Annotated in this window: 15 protein-coding genes and 3 tRNA genes; 13 read left to right on the top strand and 5 right to left on the bottom strand. The window is 64.0% G+C overall.

Annotated elements, in window-relative coordinates; translation table 11 throughout:
- The first annotated feature begins 132 nt into the window (after positions 1–132).
- From KSAC_RS08430 to KSAC_RS08420, 3 genes are all read left to right on the top strand, one after another.
- On the top strand, positions 133–789 hold the full coding sequence (locus KSAC_RS08430; RefSeq protein WP_132305084.1) for a Rieske (2Fe-2S) protein: 657 nt from the start codon (positions 133–135) through the stop codon (positions 787–789).
- Positions 786–1,403: a glutathione S-transferase family protein gene (locus tag KSAC_RS08425; protein ID WP_102325412.1), complete on the top strand. Its 618-nt coding sequence runs from the start codon at positions 786–788 to the stop codon at positions 1,401–1,403. Before KSAC_RS08430 ends, KSAC_RS08425 begins: the two co-directional genes overlap by 4 nt.
- Before the next feature lie 135 nt (positions 1,404–1,538).
- Entirely contained in the window at positions 1,539–2,141 is a 603-nt protein-coding gene (locus KSAC_RS08420; protein WP_102325413.1) for a preprotein translocase subunit YajC, read from the top strand.
- On the opposite strand, the gene KSAC_RS08415 is transcribed toward KSAC_RS08420, so the two are convergent.
- Positions 2,122–4,278 carry an FUSC family protein gene (locus tag KSAC_RS08415; protein WP_207918833.1) on the bottom strand — a complete coding sequence of 719 codons (2,157 nt, stop codon included), beginning with the start codon at positions 4,276–4,278 and terminating at the stop codon, positions 2,122–2,124. The two genes, KSAC_RS08420 and KSAC_RS08415, sit on opposite strands and share 20 nt — an antisense overlap.
- A 256-nt stretch (positions 4,279–4,534) precedes the next feature.
- Between KSAC_RS08415 and KSAC_RS08410 the strand changes: the two genes are divergently transcribed.
- From KSAC_RS08410 to KSAC_RS08385, 6 genes are all read left to right on the top strand, one after another.
- Entirely contained in the window at positions 4,535–5,038 is a 504-nt protein-coding gene (locus tag KSAC_RS08410) for a MarR family winged helix-turn-helix transcriptional regulator (RefSeq protein WP_371207715.1), read from the top strand.
- Positions 5,039–5,187: 149 nt separating this feature from the next.
- Positions 5,188–6,174, top strand: a complete 987-nt coding sequence (locus KSAC_RS08405) for an HlyD family secretion protein (protein WP_132305080.1) — start codon at positions 5,188–5,190, stop codon at positions 6,172–6,174.
- A complete protein-coding gene (gene rbbA / locus KSAC_RS08400) occupies positions 6,171–8,951 on the top strand; it encodes a ribosome-associated ATPase/putative transporter RbbA (RefSeq protein ID WP_102325417.1) in 2,781 nt (926 codons plus the stop codon). The genes KSAC_RS08405 and rbbA overlap by 4 nt, the downstream gene beginning before the upstream one ends.
- Before the next feature lie 4 nt (positions 8,952–8,955).
- Positions 8,956–10,083 carry an ABC transporter permease gene (locus tag KSAC_RS08395; protein ID WP_132305078.1) on the top strand — a complete coding sequence of 376 codons (1,128 nt, stop codon included), beginning with the start codon at positions 8,956–8,958 and terminating at the stop codon, positions 10,081–10,083.
- A complete protein-coding gene (locus KSAC_RS08390) occupies positions 10,083–11,516 on the top strand; it encodes a TolC family protein (protein WP_132306182.1) in 1,434 nt (477 codons plus the stop codon). The genes KSAC_RS08395 and KSAC_RS08390 overlap by 1 nt, the downstream gene beginning before the upstream one ends.
- A 30-nt stretch (positions 11,517–11,546) precedes the next feature.
- Entirely contained in the window at positions 11,547–12,896 is a 1,350-nt protein-coding gene (locus KSAC_RS08385; RefSeq protein ID WP_110547305.1) for a GntT/GntP/DsdX family permease, read from the top strand.
- A 222-nt stretch (positions 12,897–13,118) separates the two neighbouring features.
- On the opposite strand, the gene KSAC_RS08380 is transcribed toward KSAC_RS08385, so the two are convergent.
- Positions 13,119–13,193, bottom strand: a tRNA-Thr gene (locus tag KSAC_RS08380).
- A 95-nt stretch (positions 13,194–13,288) separates the two neighbouring features.
- On the opposite strand from KSAC_RS08380, the gene KSAC_RS08375 reads away from it, so the two are divergent.
- From KSAC_RS08375 to KSAC_RS08365, 3 genes are read left to right on the top strand one after another with little or no spacing between them, the layout of a single operon-like run.
- Complete coding sequence (locus KSAC_RS08375) at positions 13,289–14,776, top strand: paraquat-inducible protein A (RefSeq protein WP_132305076.1); 1,488 nt, start codon at positions 13,289–13,291, stop codon at positions 14,774–14,776.
- Positions 14,773–16,437: a PqiB family protein gene (locus KSAC_RS08370; protein WP_102325422.1), complete on the top strand. Its 1,665-nt coding sequence runs from the start codon at positions 14,773–14,775 to the stop codon at positions 16,435–16,437. The genes KSAC_RS08375 and KSAC_RS08370 overlap by 4 nt, the downstream gene beginning before the upstream one ends.
- 3 nt (positions 16,438–16,440) lie before the next feature.
- Entirely contained in the window at positions 16,441–17,109 is a 669-nt protein-coding gene (locus tag KSAC_RS08365; protein ID WP_132305074.1) for a PqiC family protein, read from the top strand.
- 103 nt (positions 17,110–17,212) lie between these two features.
- Here KSAC_RS08365 and nusG read toward each other — a convergent pair whose 3' ends face one another.
- The 3 genes from nusG to KSAC_RS08350 form a co-directional block, all read right to left on the bottom strand.
- Positions 17,213–17,743 carry a transcription termination/antitermination protein NusG gene (nusG, locus tag KSAC_RS08360; protein WP_102325424.1) on the bottom strand — a complete coding sequence of 177 codons (531 nt, stop codon included), beginning with the start codon at positions 17,741–17,743 and terminating at the stop codon, positions 17,213–17,215.
- 8 nt (positions 17,744–17,751) lie between these two features.
- Positions 17,752–17,946: a preprotein translocase subunit SecE gene (secE, locus tag KSAC_RS08355; protein WP_174234146.1), complete on the bottom strand. Its 195-nt coding sequence runs from the start codon at positions 17,944–17,946 to the stop codon at positions 17,752–17,754.
- Positions 17,947–18,080: 134 nt separating this feature from the next.
- Positions 18,081–18,157, bottom strand: a tRNA-Trp gene (locus KSAC_RS08350).
- A 224-nt stretch (positions 18,158–18,381) separates the two neighbouring features.
- On the opposite strand from KSAC_RS08350, the gene KSAC_RS08345 reads away from it, so the two are divergent.
- Positions 18,382–18,455, top strand: a tRNA-Gly gene (locus tag KSAC_RS08345).
- Positions 18,456–18,491 lie beyond the last annotated feature (36 nt).

Here is an 18,491-nt window from a genome sequence, read left to right as displayed (position 1 = left end):
TTGCCGTAACGACGGTGTAATGTTAGCTGCACCAGTGATGGCACGCCATATGGTTGCGTGAAAAGATGGGACGGTCGCGCCTGAACGCGCATGTACTGGCCGGGCCGGATGTATAGGGGGAGCGGAAACTGCATGGAAAGATGGCATTCGGTCAGTGTCCTGTCCGACATACGCCCCGGCGAGGTCGCGGGCGTGCGGATCGACGGGCATGAAGTCGTGCTATGGCGTGAGGATACCCCCGCCGCCAGCCTGCATGCGTGGGAGGATCGCTGCCCCCATCGCGGCATGCGGCTCAGTTTCGGCTTCGTGCGCGGGGATGCGATGGGGTGCCTGTACCATGGCTGGCAGTTCGGTGCCGCCGGGCGGTGCAGGCTGATCCCGGCCCATCCGCAGGTGCGGGTTCCGGCTTCGATCCATGTGCGGGCCTATGGTGTGCGCGAACATGCCGGACTGGCATGGGTCAACATGGAAGGGACGGATGGCTTCCCCGTCCATGCCACGCACTGGCCCGATGATGTGCAGCCGGTGCGCAGCGTGCATGTACGCCGTGGCGCCACGCAGTTGCGGCAGGCGATCGGCCTTGAGGAAATGGATGGCATGGCTTGGCGCGGCTCCGTCGGCCTTGCGGTGCATGAACCCGTCGCGGGGCAGGCCATGCTGCATGTCGTATGCGCGCGGAGCGGGGAACCGGCCCTGACCCCGGTTGCGCTGTCGCACTGGGCGTCGCGCCTGCGCGATGCGGTGGAAAGCGGAAATCCGACCGCGACGATCATGGGAGAACTGGCATGAGCGCGGACAGGGTGCTGTATGACTGGACGCCGGATGTGCGCAGCTACGCCGTGCGTCTGGGTCTATCGCTTATGGGTGTGGAATGCCGCATGCAGGCGGTGGATATGGACCTGCCCGCTCCGCACCATGCGGATGGCCTGCTGGCGGGGGAATGCCCGCCCGTGCTGGAATGCGCTGGCGTCAGGCTGACCCGGCCCGGCACGATCCTGCATTACATTGCCCGCCAGCCCGATGTGGCGCGGGCATGGCTTGATCCCGCGCATGAATGGGCCATTCTGGACTGGCTGGATTTTGGTGTTAGTGCGCTCGATACGCTGGCATCCGCCCGTGGCGCGGCGCTGGCCACCGCCATGCCGGTCCCGCCCGCGACCGGGGCGCTGGATGCCGTGCTGCGCCGGATGGAAGACCACATGGCCGTGCGTGCGATGGACGGACATGACTGGTTCGCGGCCCCTGCGGCCAGCATTGCCGATGTGATGCTGTTTGTCGTGTTCGCGCTGTCCGCCGATGTGGGGGTGGAGCGCGATACATGCCCGGCATTGCGGCGCTGGGCGCGTGGCCTGCGTGCCCTTCCGGGCTTTGCGGTCATGCCCGGCGTGCCGGATTACGCCTGACGCATGGGTGCCCCGCACGGTAACGGCTGGATATCTGTGCGTTGCCCTGCGTTACGGAATAGGGGAAGCTGGACCGGGTGTAACCCCGGTCACAGGGATTCGCATTCATTGATAATAAGGGAAGAAACCTGAAGTATGAATAAAAAGCTGTTTGCATCCCGTCGGGTTGCCGTGGCGCTGGCGACGGCTGTTGTGGGTGGGGCCGCCGGTCTGTCCGGTGTAGCCATGCCGGCCATGGCGCAGGCGCCGGTTATCGTGGGCAACCAGCTTGCGACCGCGACGGTCGAAAGTGTGGATCATGACGCCGGGATGATCCTGCTGCGGGACAAGGCGGGCAATCTGGACACCGTGCGCGTGGACCCCGATCTGCGCGCCAAGCTGCCGGTGCTGCATGCGGGCGACAAGATCGGCCTGCGTATCGTCCGCACCATTGACGCGTCTATTGCCGCCCCCGGTACGCCGGTGCCGGAATCGACCGAAAATGCAGCGGGCACCCGCACCGGCCAGCATCCGCATGGCATGATGATTTCCTTCAAGCGGGAACGTGTGAAAGTGACGGGTGTGGATACGGCCCGCAACCAGGTCACCTTTGTCGACCCCGATGAAATCACCCGCGTCGTGCTGGTGCGCCAGAAGCCGATGCAGGAATTCCTCAAGACCCTGAAGGTCGGCGATGAAGTCGATACAACCGTGATGGATGCGGTGTCGTTCTCGGTTCTCAGCCGGCTTCCGGCCTGACGGCGGCAAGGGGAGGGCGATGGGCCGCAGGGTAGTCCTCTCCCCATTGCAGCGGGCCGCGCTGGTCCAGAAAGCCCGGAATGTCATGGATGATCCGGGCGGCCTGTTCCAGACAGGCCATGGCTTCGACCTGTGCTGCGGGACGCTGCGTTATCGCATCGGGCGGACAGAGCACCCCGGCGGCCCGCCGTAGCGCGTTCGCGGTCAGCAGCGGGTTGTGCGCCAGTTCGGAAAAAGCGTCGAGCGCGTCGTAAATCGCACTACGCTGGGCAGGGGTGACATCGGGGCTTGTGGCGATCATGCGCACACGCTCGATCAGGCGCCCCAGCGACAGGGTGGCCAGTGCCGCGTCGATATACTGGTGCATGGCCGCGGGCCTTGCGAAGAAGGACAGGCGCATCGCAAGACGCAGTACCTTCTGTAGCTGAAGATTTTCCCATACCAGCCACTCTTTTCCCTGCCTGCGCCCCGACAGCGCCAGCCTGCGCAGGCTGCGCGTCAGGGAACTGACAAGGCGGGCCGCGTCCAGCCGGTGGTTGGGCGGCAGGATCACACGGAACGACAGCACAAGCATGCCACAGCCCAGAAGCAGCGCCAGCCAGCCGTTCATCAGGCTTATGTCGTTGTAATAGTGGATCGGGTTGTTGATCTGCAGCATGATGGTCGAGAACACGCAGTAGCCGAACGCCCCGATCCCCACCTTGGGATGGAACTGCAGCCATACGCCGGGCAGCAGCATGATGCACAGCGTAAGCCAGAGCAGCGGATAGCCATCAATCTGCGGCAGCAGGTAGATATGGCATAACAGTCCCGCCGGTACCCCCAGCGCGGTGCCCGACGCCATAAGTCCCGCCGCGCGGGAAGCTGATGGCAGGGTGGACAGCAGGCTGGCCGCCGCCACGACATACAGCATCATGGTCGGCCCCGCCGTCCAGTGCAGCACGTACCAGATCAGCGCCGTCAGCATGGTCGTCGTTGCGCCCCGCGCGCCGTTACGCAGTGCGGTCGGCCATTCCAGATAGGGTTGCAGCCGCAGCCGTCGCCCGGCGCTGCCCCGGCGGGAAAGGTCCTGCAGCGCGGTTTCGATCTGGCCCAGCAGATCCTGAATATCGTCAAGGAACAGCAGTGACTGGGGCGAATGGCTGTCACGGGCCTGCGCGATCATGATGGCGCGCGTCTGGCTTATGCGTGCGCATCCCAGGGTCCAGATGGATTCCAGCGGGCTGTCGGCGGTAAGGTCCATGAGATATTGCAGCATGGATACGATTTCGCCATGCACCGCGCGGTCTTCCGCCGTGTTGGACGCCGTGACGGTGTGTGGATGGTAGGACGCCACAATGCCGGACAGGCGGGCAAGTCCCGCGCGGATTTCACGCTGGCGCACGCTGATGTCGTAATTGTCGGTCGCCGCGTATTCCACCGCGTCCGACAGCCGCCCGATGCGCGCCAGCATGGCGGCGCGGCTGTCATGGAAGGTGGCGGGCAGCGTGCGGAAAGTACTTGCGGGCGGGGCATCGGGGTTCTGCGCGGGGACCGTGCTGTAACCCTGATGGAAGGACAGGATGTAGCTGACCGTATCGCGGAACAGGTCATGGATCTGGACAAAAAGCGTGTCCGACCGGCGCGGCGATGTCACCATGAATACTGCCGCCGTGGTCACGATCCCCACCACCACTGCCGACAGGCGCGACATGGCGCTGAGGAAGATGCCGTCAGGGTCGTCAAACGCCGGGGCGGAAATGATGACGATGGTATAGCCCGTCAGCACGGCGGCGTAGGCGCGGAACAGCCGCAGGAAGGTCGCGGCCATGCAGGCCAGTCCCACCGTGACCGACAGCCCCATGAAATACAGCGTGGGTGACTGCACGAATACCGCCATGAGCCCCACGCTGATGGAGGCCCCGATAATGGTGCCGATCACACGCCATACGCTTTTGGATACCAGCGCGCCCACCGTGGGATTGGCCACGATCATGACGGTCGTGACCGAACTCATGGGGGACTGGAGCTGGAAGGTGAAGGCCAGGAACAGCGCAATACCGACAGACAGGAGCGCACGCGCACTGTAGGCCGCCGTGGTGCGCATGGCGGCCCATCGGGCGTCGTTCGAAAAACTGCGCATGAGGGTGGACAGCATCTGGGTGCAGGCTCCGGGCTGCGGCATGTGGGCATGTGGGCATGTGGGCATGTGATAGAGCATGCCACGGGAAGATAAAGCGGTATGGCGGTCAATATCTATTGTATGACAACTAGTGCCATGTCAATTATAACGATAATATCCATATTATCCCCTCCGGGCAGCCATCACATAAATGGACCATGATCCGCCCCGGCGGGCATGCTATCGGGCGCGGAAGGACTTCCGCAGGGTCGATCATCAGCAGGAGACGCGCATGGCCGAACGTTCACCACTGCCCGATATCGAGGGTACAGGTTTTCAGGACATGCGCATGACGTTCCTGACCATGCGGCTGGCCAATACATGGCGGCTGCTGCTGGATCGCGCCCTGCGGACGGAGGGGATGAGCATGGCGATGATGCGCCCGCTCGCCTATCTCATGATGCTGCCCGCGGGGGTAAGCCAGCGCACGCTGGCGCATGCGATGAATACCGACAGTTCGGCGCTGGTGCGCGTACTGGACCTGCTTGAAAACGAGGGGCTGGTCGAACGCCATCCTGATCAGGATGACCGGCGGGCCAAGAATCTGGTCCTGACCCGGCGGGGCCGGCAGAAATGCGCCGTCCTGCATCAGATCTGTGCTGCGATGGAAACCCGCGTGCTGGAAGGCGTCACGCCGGAGCGGTCGCAGGCGATGATGGATGTGCTTGCGCTTGTCCTGCGCCGGGCCGAGGATGTGATGCAGCATGACGGGGCCTGCAACGACAGCACGCCCTAGCTGCATATCCCTTTCGGTGGGCAGGGCAGGTTTGCCGTGAAATGGGGCGTGTGGGTCAGCGTCCCGGTTTATGGGGCAAATTAAAGATACGATGCGGTATCGTTTCATGTTAGGGGTGCCGGATCGCATGCGAAGGAAAGGCTGTTGGGATGAAGTGGCGTGATGGGGCGATCGGTGCGGGACTGGCCGTACTGGTCGCGGCTGGCGGGGCCGGGTGGTACGTGGTCCAGCACCGCGGCGAACTGCCACCGGGGCTTGCGCGCGCCAACGGGCGGCTGGAGCTGGCCCGCATTGATGTGGCGGTAAAATATCCCGGCCGCATCACCGAACTGGATTTTAACGAAGGCGATACCGTCACTGCCGGGCAGGTTCTTGCGCGTGAGGATGACGCCAGCGCCCGCGCCCGCCTCGACGCTGCCCGCGCCCACCTGAACGCGGCCCTGGCCGATGTGGCCCGTGCGGGCGCGGAACGTGATGCGCGGCAGGCGGCGCGCCATCTGGCGCAGATGGATCTGGACCATGCGCGCACCATGTTCCGCCAGCATCTGGTGTCGGACATGGAACTGTCCCAGCGTCAGACGGGTCTGGACACCGCAACCGCCGCTGCCGATGCGGCCGGTGGGGCGGTGGATGCGGCGAAGGCCATGGTGGAAGCCGCCCGCGCGCAGGTGGCGGAAGCGGCGGTGGCGGTGGATGACATGACCATTCATGCGCCCGTGGCCGGACGGATCGAATACCGTATCGTGGAAAAGGGCGCGGTCCTGCCCGGTGGGGGGCGGGTGGCCTCGCTGCTGGACCCCACGGATATGTACCTGACCATATTCTGCCCATCGCGGGAGGCGGGACGGCTGCATGTGGGCGATGAGGCGCGCATTGCCCTTGACGCCCTGCATGGGCAGGTGATCCCCGCCACCATTTCCTTTGTCTCGCCAGAGGCGCAGTTCACCCCCAAATATGTCGAGACCGCGACCGAGCGTGACAAGCTCGTCTACCGTATCAAGCTGCGCGTCGCCCCCGCCGTGGCGCAGCGGTATGGCACCATGCTCAAGGCGGGCATGACGGGTGATGGCTACGTCCGCACCGATTCCGCAATGCACTGGCCCGCGGGCCTTGATGTGGCTGACGCGGCGCAATGAGCGTGGAAGGCGCGCAGGACCCGACAGGCATCGCCATTACCGGCGTGACCCACCGCTATGGTCCGGTCCGCGCGCTGGATGATGTGACGCTTGACCTGCCCGGCGGCACGACCATCGGCCTTGTGGGGCCGGATGGCGTGGGCAAGTCCACCCTTCTGGGGCTGATTGCGGGCGTGCGGCGCCTCCAGTCCGGCAGGCTTGCGGTGCTGGGGGCGGACATGGCCGTGCGGCGCGCGCGTGAAGCCTTCCTGCCACGGGTTGCCTTCATGCCACAGGGGCTGGGGCGCAACCTGTATCCGACCCTGTCAGTGTGGGAAAACATCGACTTTTTCGCCCGCCTGTTCGGCATGGACGCGCAGGCGCGCGATGCGCGTATCCAGCGCCTGCTGGACGCTACCGGCCTTGCCCCGTTCCCCGATCGCGCGGCGGGGCATCTTTCGGGTGGCATGAAACAGAAGGTCAGCCTGTGCTGCGCGCTGGTGCATGACCCGGACCTGCTGATCCTCGATGAACCGACAACTGGCGTTGACCCCCTCTCACGCCAGCAGTTCTGGACGCTGGTTGACCAGTTGCGCGCGGAACGCCCGTCCATGACGGTCATCGTCTCCACGGCGTATATGGAGGAAGCGGAGCGGTTTTCATGGCTGGTGGCGATGGATGAAGGCCGCGTCCTGATCAGTGACCGCACCCCCAACGTGCTGGCGCGCACCGGCACCGGATCGGTGGAGGCGGCGTATATCTCCCTTCTGCCTGAAGGCAAGCGCCAGCAGGCAAGCGGCTTTGTCATTCCGCCCTATGTCGATCCCGGCGGTCCCCCCGCGATCGAGGCCGAACACCTGACCCGCCGCTTTGGCAGTTTTACGGCGGTGAGCGATGTCAGCTTTACCATCAGCCGGGGCGAGATTTTCGGCTTCCTCGGCTCCAACGGGTGCGGCAAGTCCACCACCATGAAGATGCTGACCGGACTGCTGGATGTCACCAGCGGCACGGCGGAACTGTTCGGCGAACAGATCACGGCGGGCGACATGAAAACCCGCATGCGCATTGGGTACATGTCGCAGGCGTTCTCGCTTTATGAAGAACTGACCGTGCGCCAGAACCTCATGCTTCAGGCGCGGCTGTACCGCATTCCACCGGCACAGGCCGTAAGCCGGGTCGAGGAATCGCTTGATTCGTTCGAATTGCGTGGCTGTGCCGATGTCAGCCCCGCATCCCTGCCGCTGGGTATCCGCCAGCGCCTGCAGCTTGCCGCCGCGTGCATCAACAATCCCGAAATCCTGATTCTGGATGAACCGACATCCGGCGTGGACCCCGCTGCGCGTGACATGTTCTGGCGGCACCTGATCCGCCTGTCACGGCAGGATCACGTGACCATTTTCGTATCCACCCATTTCATGAACGAAGCGGCGCGATGCGACCGGATATCGCTCATGCATCGTGGCCATGTCCTTGCGGTGGGCACGCCTGCCGAACTGGTGAAAAAGCGCAGTGCGCCGGATCTTGAAACCGCCTTCATCGCCTATCTGCAGGATGCGGAGGCGGTAACGGACGCGCAGGAAACCGCCACGGCGGCGGCCAGACCGGCTCCATCCGCGCGTGCGCGATGGTGGCATGCGGCAGTACGGAAATGGAGTGCGCTGGCAGGGCAGTGGGGTGGCGCGTGGCTGCCGCGCGCCTGGGCCTTCGCGCGGCGTGAGGCAGTGGAACTGCTGCGCGACCGTCTGCGCCTCATGTTCGCGCTGGTGGGGCCGCTGATCCTGCTGGTGGTTGCCGCGTCAAGCATCTCCTTCGATGTGGAAGGGGTGGGCTTTACCGTCAGCGACCACGACCGCACCACGATCAGTCATGAACTGATCGACAGTTTCCGTGGCTCCCCCTATTTCCATGAACTGCCGCCCGTCGCCGATGCCGATACGCTGGACCGCACCATCCGTAACGGCCATGCGCAGATGGCGCTGGATATTCCCGCCGGTTTCGCCCGTGACATGGAAGCGGGGCGCAGGCCCGAAATCGGGGTGATCATTGACGGCGCGGTGCCGTTCCTCGCCGCCAATGTGCGTGCGTATGCGACCGGTGTGCTGATGGGTTACGCGGGTACGCTGGGGCGGGAAATGCCCGGCACGGCGGGCCTGCCGATTACGGTGGAGCCGCGCTTTTCCTACAATCAGGAATTCCGCAGCATCTATGCCATGACGCCGGGCGTGATCATGCTGGCCCTGATCCTGATTCCCACCATGCTGACCGCCCTTGGCGTGGTGCGCGAGAAGGAAGTGGGGTCCATCGTCAACCTGTATGCCTCCCCCGCGTCGGTGGGGCAGTATCTTATGGGCAAGCAGGCGCCTTATGCGGCGCTTGCGACCATAAGCTATGTCATGCTGGTCATCGTGGCGGTTGTGGTGATGGGGGTGCCGCTCAAGGGGTCGCTGCTGGCGCTGACGGTGGGCGGTGTACTGTTCGTGCTGTCCGCCACGGGGCTGGGACTGCTGATTTCCACCTTTGTCAGTTCACAGGTGGCGGCCATTTTCGGCACGTCCATCATCTGCCTGATCCCGTCGGTCAATTTTTCCGGCCTGCTGTACCCGGCTTCGACGCTTACGGGCATAAGCCGGATGGTGGGGCTGGGTTTTCCGGCGGCGTGGTACCAGTTGATCAGCCTTGGCTGTTTTACCAAGGGGCTGGGGACCGGCAGTTTCGGGACCATGTACCTGGCCCTGGGCGGGTTCGCGGCCATCTATATGGTGGCTGCCCGCCTGCTGCTGAAAAAGCAGGAAGCCTGAGCCGATGATGCGCTGGCTGGTCAATGTCGGTCTGTTATGCGTCAAGGAACTGCGCAGTCTGGTCCATGACCGCGTGCTGCTGGGGCTGATCGTGTTCGCCTTCAGCGCTGGCGTGCTGCTGGTGGCCAATGGCGTGAAGGTTGAAGTCTCCAACGCCACGGTCGCCTTTATTGATGAAGACCAGTCCACCCTGTCACGCAGCATGCGCGACAGGATCCTGCCGCCCTATTTCAAGCCGCCGGTCATGGTGGACCGCGCCGGGGCGCTGCGGGGCATGGATGAAGGCGATTACATATTCGTGGTCGATATTCCCCCACGGTTCGAAGCCGACGTGCTGGCCGGTCGCACGCCCGCCGTGCAGATCCGGGTGGATGCGACCGCCATGACGCAGGCGGGGCTGGGCACGGCGTATCTGAACGAGATCCTGCTCAACGCGGTGGCGGACATGCTGCATGCGCCATCCGTGGCCGATCAGGTGCCTTTCACGGCGCAGAGCCGCATCCGCTTCAATCCCAACAGTGAATCGAAGTGGTTCACCTCCGTCATGCAGATCGTGACCAACATCACCATCCTGTCCATCGTACTGGTGGGGGCCGCCGTGATCCGCGAGCGTGAACACGGCACGCTGGAACACCTGCTGGTGATGCCGGTCACGGCCAGCGAGATCGCGGTCGCCAAGATCGTAACCAACGGTCTGGTCATTTTCGTCGGCGCCATGCTGTCACTGTGGCTGGTGGTGCATGTGTGGCTGGGGGTGCCGCTTGCGGGTTCGATCCTGCTGTTTGCGGTGTGTTCGCTCCTGTACCTGTTTTCGGCAACGGCGCTGGGCATCATGCTGGCGACGGTCGCCCCCACCATGCCGCAGTTCGGGCTGCTGGTGGTGCCGGTCTATGCGGTGGCTTACCTGCTGTCGGGGGCGGCGACGCCGGTGGAAAGCATGCCCGCCGCCATGCAGGTGGTGGTGCGCTTCCTGCCCACGACGCAGTTCGTCAACCTGTCGCAGGCCATCCTGTACCGGGGGGCCGGGCTGGGCGCGATCATGCTGCCGCTGCTGACCGTCAGTATTACAGGTATCGTTTTTCTTGTATTCGCGCTTGCGCGCTTCAGATCCATGTTGGCAAGGCAGGAATGATGGGGAACAGATTGGCGCGGCTGGCCCGTATGGGGGGCATCGCGATGGCGGTCGGACTGGTGGCGGGATGTTCCCCGTTTCACACGCGCGCGCCCGCATCGCGTGTAACGGTACCGGCACGGTTCACGCAGGCACCGGCAACGGCGCAGCCCGCGACGGACCTGACGCGCTGGTGGGAGGCATGGCATGATCCGGGCCTGACGCAGGCGGTCGAGACGGCGCTCGCCGCCAGCCCGGACATCCGCATGGCGCGTGATCGCGTGCGTGAAGCCCGGGCGCTGCATACGGTGGCCCGGTCCGCGCTGTATCCCACCGTGGGGGCGACGGGTGATATGCTGGGTGGCGGCATGTACTGGCGCAATCCCGATAACCTGCCCGCCAATGATCCGGGTACGGACGGGCATCTGGCCGGTATCGGCGCATCGTGGGAACCGGACCTGTTCGGCGGCCGTCATGCCGATGTAAAAGCCGCCCGGGCGGGGATGCTGGCGCAGGAGGAATATTTCCACGGCGTGCAGATGGTCATCGCCGCCGATGCCGCGAATGACTACCTGCAGATCCAGGGCCTGCAACGCCAGATCGCCCTGACCGATCAGGCTCTCGCCACGCTGGGGCAGTTGCGGGCTTACGGTCAGGCCCGCTTTACGGCGGGGCAGGCCACGACGGCGGATGTGACCGCCATTGACCGCAGGCTGTCGGACCTGCGCGCGCGCCGCCCCATGCTGGTGGCACAGCTTGACCTTGTGCGCAGGCGGCTGGCTGTCCTGTCGGGACAGACGCCGGAAGGGCTGCCCGAACTGCCGCCCCCACCCGCGTTTTTCGTGCCTGCCCCACCTGCGGGCCAGATGCCTGATACCGTGCTGGAGCGCAGGCCGGACATCCGTGCGCGCCGCGATCAGGTGGATGCCGCGCTGAACCGGCTGAAAAGTGCGAAAACGGATCTGCTGCCCCGCTTCGGGCTTGAGTTTTTTGGCGGTGACGGGCGGCTGCGTTTTGATGGCATCCCCGGCATTTCCGGCACGGGTGGCCTGATCGCGCTGACGTCCTACCTGCCCATTTTCACCGCCAACCGCATACAGGCGCGCATCCATGCCGCCGATGCCCGGCTGGATGCCGCCGTGGCCGGGTATGACCAGACCATCCTGCGTGCCCTGGCGGAGGTGGAGGACGGGTATGAAAACCGTCTGGCGCTGGATGGCCGCGATGTGGAACTGACCCGCGCCATGCGGCAGGCGGGGCAGGTTGCGCAGGAAATGGCCGGACTGTATGCCGGTGGGCAGCGCACGCTGGGCGATGTGCTTCAGGCGCGCGTGCAGGCGCTGGATGCGCAGGGCAGCGTGCTGGCCAATCAGGATGCCCGCACGGCGGCGACCATACAGCTTGCCCGCGCCCTTGGGGGGGGCTGGCAGCAGGCGACACCCGCCGCGCATTAGGGGTAGCCGCAGGAAAAGGGAAAAGCAGCGATGTCGGTCGGAATGGCCCTGTTACTGGCTGTTGTGGCCATATGTGTCGTTGTTTTCCTGATCGAGCGGGTCAAGCTCAACCCTTTCCTGTCCCTGTTCATCGCGTCCGTCCTGCTGGGTTTTGCCGCGGGCATGCCCGCCACAAAGGTCGTGACATCGTTCGAGAGCGGGGCAGGGGAAGTGCTTGGCCAGATTGCCTCCGTCATCGCGCTGGGCACCATGCTGGGCAAGATGCTGGAAGTTTCAGGTGGCGCGGACCGTATTGCCATGACCGTGGTGTCACTGGCCGGGGCAAGGCGGCTGGACTGGGCCATGATGCTGATCGGGCTGCTGGTCGGGCTTTCGGTCTTCTTTACCGTCGGCTTCGTCATTCTGGTGCCGCTGGCCTTTTCCATCGCGCGGCAGACAAAAATGCCCGTCCTGCATGTCGCCCTGCCGGTTACGGCGGCGCTATCGGTGGTGCAGGGCTACATGCCACCCCATCCCGGCACCATGTTCGCCGTTGCGGCCTATCATGCCGATGTGGGCCGCCTGATCTGGCTGGGCATGGTGGTCAGCGTGCCGGTGGCGATCATCGCGGGGCCGCTTTACACCCGTTTCATCGTGCCCCGCCTGCCTGCCGATGCGGGATCGGCGGTTGCGGGACAGCATGAGCGCGATGTGCCGCGCGACCCGGCCGCGCTGCCGGGTTTCGGGATCACGCTGTTTACCATCCTTGCCCCCATGGTGCTGATGCTGGCGGGATCGGCCGTGCGGTTCATGGGGCCGATGGCGGATGGCTGGGGCAGTGCGCTGCGTTTCGTGGGGGATGCCAATGTGGGGCTGGCGCTGGCGGCGCTCCTGTCCTTCTGGACGCTGGGGCTGCGGCGCGGGCTGTCGAAGGAAAAGATACTCGCCTGTTCCAATGAATGTCTTGGCCCGCTGGCCAGCCTGCTGCTGATGATCGGCGCGGGCGGCGGTTTTGGCGCGGAACTGATGGATAGCGGCATTTCGGATGCGATCGCGCGCGCGGCGGTGGACATGCATGTTCCCCTGCTGCTTCTGTCATGGGGGCTGGCTGCGGGCATGCGGGTGGCTGTGGGGTCCGCCACCGTGGCCATGAGCACGACTGCCGGGATCGTCGCGCCGATCATGGCGCATGCCCATGGTGTCTCGCCTGAACTGCTGGTGCTGGCCACGGGGGCGGGCGCGGTCATGTTCGGCCCGATGAACGATTCCGGCTTCTGGCAGGTGCGCGATACGCTGGGCCTGAGTGTGACGCAGACCGTATGGACGTGGTCGGTTATCGAAACCCTGATCGGGGTCGCGGGACTGGGGATGTGCCTGATTCTGGCATGGTGCGGGTTATAGGCGGAACCGGGGCCGGGCGACCCGCTTAATCCTTCATCAACGCAAGGCAGGGTATGGTGTGCCCGTTCGACCGGGATGCCTACGGAGTGGAAAGGCTCATATCCACAGGTGCGTGCATGGCGGAGAAAGAAAGGGGGAGTTTCAGCGTCACGCAGACATGACAGCACAAGGCGCCTGCCAGAGCGGGCAGTAGCGTGGATCAGTCATTCCAGGAAAAGTAGGTGGTGCCGACACTCGGAATTGAACCGAGGGCCTACTGATTACGAATCAGTTGCTCTACCCCTGAGCTATGTCGGCAAACCTGTGGCGTCTGATAAACGATGGTCTGGCATGATGCAATATCTCAAATGCGGCATTCCCCATTTTAATTTGATCTATATGCTAGAGATGGCATGAGCATGTCATCCTCCTCCCCGCAGTTGCGCTGCGATGATGCCGGGTTGAATCCCGTCCGCCATGTGCGGATTATCGGCGGCCTGTCGGAATGTCCCGGCTGCGGGCTGTACCAGCGCATACCCGACCTGGAACCGGGGCAGCAGGCGTCATGCGTGCGCTGCGGGCAGAAACTGGCGCGCAGGCGGCGCACGGCCCCGCTGGCCGCCCCGCTGGCGTTCTGTATCAGTTCGGCTGCCTTCTATTTCGCAGCACTCGCCTCCTCGCTCATGACGCTGGATGTTTACGGCAGGCAGCGCACGGTCGACCTGCTGACCGGTCCGATGGAACTCATGCACGAAGGCTGGGGGGAAGCGGGCATCCTTGTCGGCGCGGTGACCATACTGGCCCCGGCTGTGGCCATCGGCTTCATGTTCGCCATTCTGTATGCGGGGTCGCGCGCGCAGTTGCCGGACTGGGGGCCACGCATCCTTGTCTGGTATGACAAGCTGCGCCCCTGGTCGATGGTAGAGGTGTATATCCTTGGCATCTTCGTCGCCTATACCAAGCTGACGGACATGGCCCATGTCGATGTGGGGCCTGCGGTGTACCTGATCGGTGCGCTGATGCTGACCATGGCGGCCACGGATTCGACGCTGGATACGGAAATGATCTGGCGGCACCGCCGGATCGATTCCCTTACCCGCGCCGAAGGCGACCGAATGGTGGCGGTCGATTATACCCATATTGATGACATTGCCATGCCACCGGTGGACCATCTGGTGGCCTGTAGCGCCTGCGGACTGGTGGGCGAGCTTGCGCATCCGGTGTCCAACCTGTCCTGCGTGGGGATCTGTCCACGCTGCGAACACAGGGTCTGGCGCCGCCTGCCGCAGACGCTGACACGCACCACCGCCTTCCTGATCGCGGCCATCGTGTTCTACATTCCCGCCAACCTGTACCCGGTCATGACTTTCATGCGCATGGGCGGCGGTGGCGGGCATACCATCATCGAAGGGGCGATCGAACTGTGGGTGGATGGCATGATCCCGCTTTCGCTGCTGGTGTTCTTCGCCTCCATCACCGTGCCCATGCTCAAGATCCTCAGTCTGGGGTGGATGATCGGGCAGACATGGCGGGGTGCGCGGGGTCATCTGGTCGCCCGCACGCGGCTGTTCCGTCTGGTCGACATGGTGGGCCGGTGGTCCATGATCGACGTGTTCATGATTTCCATTCTGGTCGCCGTCGTGCGTTTCAACGCGATGGCCAGCGTCACGGCCAATGCCGGGATGGTGGCGTTCGCCGCCGTTGTGGTGCTGACCCTGCTGGCGGCCTGGAGTTTCGACCCACGCATCATGTGGGATGCGGCAGGGCGCAACGGTCCCGTAACCGATGGCCTGCCGCCTGCCGTGCTGCGCGCGCGAAAAATGCGTGACGGCACTGCTGCTACATCTTCCCTTTCCCCGGTCGGCCCCGCGCCGGTCAGCATGGAGCCAGATCAGGCGTGAACGACGATTTCCTTTCAAATGACCAGCAGGCCTCCCCGCCACAGGCCCGGACGCGGCGGTACCGTTTCTCGGTTGTCTGGCTGGTGCCGATCGTCGCTATCCTGATCGCGGGCTATCTGGGCTGGCGCGGGCTTACGGGGCGCGGGCCGCTGGTGGTCATAACCTTCGATACGGCGGACGGCCTGACCAGTGGCCAGACCGAGGTGAAGAACAAGGCGGTTCCGCTGGGCACGGTTGATTCCATCCGGCTTAGCGACGACCTGCATCATGTGGAAGTCCGCGTGCGCATGACCTCGGCCGCGGGGCGCATGCTGACGGATCACGCCCGGTTCTGGGTGGTGCGTCCGCGCATCAACGGCGCCAGCATCACCGGGCTGGAGACCGTCATGTCCGGTGCCTATATCGCCATGGATGCGGGCGAGCCGGGCGGACGCTACACGACGCATTTCACCGGGCTTGAAGCGCCGCCGGGGGTACGTTCGGACCAGCCGGGACATACCTATACGCTGACTACCCAGTCGCTTGGTTCACTGGGGCAGGGTGCGCCGATCTTCTTCCGTGATGTGGTGGTGGGTGAAGTGCTGGGCTACACCATGCCGCCCGAAGGACGCGGGCCGATCCGGGTGCAGATTTTCATCCGCGCCCCGTATGACCATTACCTGCGCACCAATACGCGGTTCTGGAACGTATCGGGCGTGCAGGTGGGCCTTGGTCCGGGTGGGCTGAAGGTCAAGCTCCAGTCGCTTCAGGCGCTGCTGTCCGGTGGTGTTGCCTTTGATCCGCCTGATGCGCGCAATGAAAAGAATACCCTGCCTGTCAATCCGGGGGCCGACCCGGTCTTCCAGCTTTATGACAGTGCGGAAGAAGCCAACAGCGCCGGGTATCGCGAACGCATCCCGCTTGTAACCTATCTGACCAGTTCCGTATCCGGCCTGACCAAGGGCGGGCGACTGACCATGTTCGGTATCCAGGTGGGCATGATCGATGATGTCCGGCTGCAGGTCGATCCCGCCACGGGCCGGGCGCATGTGCGGGTGGCCATGGAACTCCAGCCCGAACGCGTGCTGGATAATCAGGAAGTGCCGCCCGAAGCCATGACCGGACTGCTGCGCATGCAGGTCGCGGCGGGGCTGCGGGCCACGGTGCAGAGCACCAGCATGCTGACCGGTGAATCCGAAATCGCGCTGACCTTCGTGAAGAATGCGTCACCGGAACAGATTTCGATGGAAGACAACGCCATTGTCCTGCCCGGACAGGCGGGCGGCATGGCCGGTATCATGGATTCGCTGTCGGTCATAAGCGACAAGATCGCCGCGATGCCGCTGACGCAGGTTGGTGAAAACCTGAACAACCTGCTGGCCCATGCCGATGCACGCATCAACAGCCCCGATACGAAACAGGCGCTGACGGCGCTGCGTGGTTCGCTTCAGAACCTTCAGGCCATATCGCATGACGCGCGCGCCCACATGCCGCAACTGCTCAATGGCATGGACAGCACGCTGAAGAACGCGAATGCGGTTCTGTCCAGCTATGGCGGCGATACCGATTTCCATCGCAACCTGCAGCAGATGATGCTGCAGCTTAACGAGGCCGCGCGCTCGCTGCGCTTCCTGTCCGACTTCCTGACCCGCCATCCCTCGGCACTGATTACGGGACGATAAGACATGCAACGCCCCATCCGGCATTTCATACATTCCGCGCGGCATCATATGGCGGTGGGGGTCACCACCGCCGGTCTGCTGGCGCTGGGCGGTTGCGGGTCGTCCGATCCGACGCTGTATTCCCTTGCCCCCGTCGCCACCACGCAGCCGGTCATGGCTGTCGCAACGGTGCCCGATGTGATCGAGGTCCGCACCCCCGGCATTCCGCCGTCACTGGACCGGCAGAATATCGTGGGGGTGCAGGATGATTATTCCCTCTCCACCCTGCCTGCTGCGGCGTGGAGCGAACCGCTGGCGCCCATGGTGGGCCATGTGCTGGCAGCCGACCTGCAGCAGCGCCTGCCCGGACGGACCGTGTTTGCCCAGAACGATGCGACAAGCGTTCCCGCGCAGGCATTTGTGGAAGTCGAGATCAGCCGGTTTGCAAGGGATTCGGCGGGGCTGGTCCATCTGACCGGCAGCCTGTCCGTGCATCGGGCGGGCGATGCGGCGCAGGTCCTGTCCGTGCCGCTGGCCCTGACGGCCTCGCCCACGGGGGCTGGCACGCGCGCCATGGTCGCAGCACTGAGCCAGTTGACGGGGCAGGTGGCGGATATGGCGACGGAGCGGTTGCAGTCCCTTCCGCCCGCGCCATCCACGGATACCCGCCCGCAGCCGCATCGTTCCCGATAAGGCGCGTCGTTGTTGGGCCGGGGCAGGGATGCGCCGGTCCACCACCGGCAGGCAATAAAAAAGGCACCCGAAGGTGCCTTTAATCAATTGGGTATGGGAAGGATCAGACCTTCTCGACCTGATTGTATTCCAGATCGACCGGCGTGGAGCGACCGAAGATGGAGACGCTGACCTTCAGGCGGCCACGTTCCTCATCGACTTCCTCGATCGTGCCGTTAAAGGACGTGAACGGCCCGTCGGCCACGCGGATCTGCTCGCCCACTTCGAAGGTGACGGAGGGACGGACCCGTTCCACACCTTCCTGCGCCTGCTTCATGATCCGTTCGGCTTCCACCTTGGGGATGGGGGAAGGACGGGTCTTGCTGCCCAGGAAGCCGGTGACCTTGGGCGTATCCTTGACAAGGTGCCATGCCTCGTCGGTCAGTTCCATGTTGACCAGAACATAACCGGGGAAGAACTTGCGCTCCGCATTGACCTTCTGGCCACGGCGCACTTCCGTCACTTCTTCCGACGGGACAAGGATTTCACCAAAATGATCAGCCAGCCCTTTCTGGGCCGCCTGTTCCGTAATGTGCTGGGCTATCTTTTTCTCGAAGCCCGAATAGACGTGGATGACATACCACCGCTTGGCCATGGCTGAACTCAGCCTCCCAGTCCGAAGAGTTTCCGTACGCCAAGGCCGATCACCTCGTCGACGAGGAAGAAGAATACCGACGCAAGACCGGCCATGGCCAGCACCGCACCCGTTGTCATGAGGGTGGCGCGCCGCGTTGGCCAGGTAATCTTTCTGGCTTCGGCACGGACGTCTTCAACAAATTTCGCGGGACCGACCGACACGAAATACCCTTCCTGCAACGCCACGGCGCACCAACCGGAAATTTCCAGCCGATGCGGGGCCTTAGAACCGGTGCGGACCATTGTGGCCCGACCCATCGGGTGCCAGGCCGGAAGGGGAATGCCCGACCGGAGAATGGCAGGGGTGGAGGGTCTCGAACCCGCAACCTCCGGTTTTGGAGACCGGCGCTCTAGCCAATTGAGCTACACCCCTGCAAAGCCGCCTGCGAATGCCCGAAACATGTGGTGCGGCTTGCGCCGCGCCGTTTCGGGTCGTCCATGCGAACCCGGCACAGGAAGCGGAAAAAAGTATGACTCGCGTCCAAAGTCAAGGGGGCATGAAGGAAAAAGAGAAGTTTTATGTGTTTGCGTCCCGCCAGTGGTTTATGGGCTTGCAAGGCAGGCGGCTGAAACGGTATAGGTCGGGCAACCTTATGAGCGGGCGTAGCATAGTGGTAATGCAGTAGCCTTCCAAGCTTCTGAGGAGGGTTCGATTCCCTTCGCCCGCTCCATATCGCCCTGTATGAAAAACTCTTCCAGTCATGGCT

The sequence above is a fragment of the Komagataeibacter saccharivorans genome (assembly GCF_004348195.1).
GTDB lineage: Bacteria > Pseudomonadota > Alphaproteobacteria > Acetobacterales > Acetobacteraceae > Komagataeibacter > Komagataeibacter saccharivorans.
Note: the sequence above shows the minus strand (reverse complement) of the source record. Positions and strands in the feature narration are given on the sequence as shown.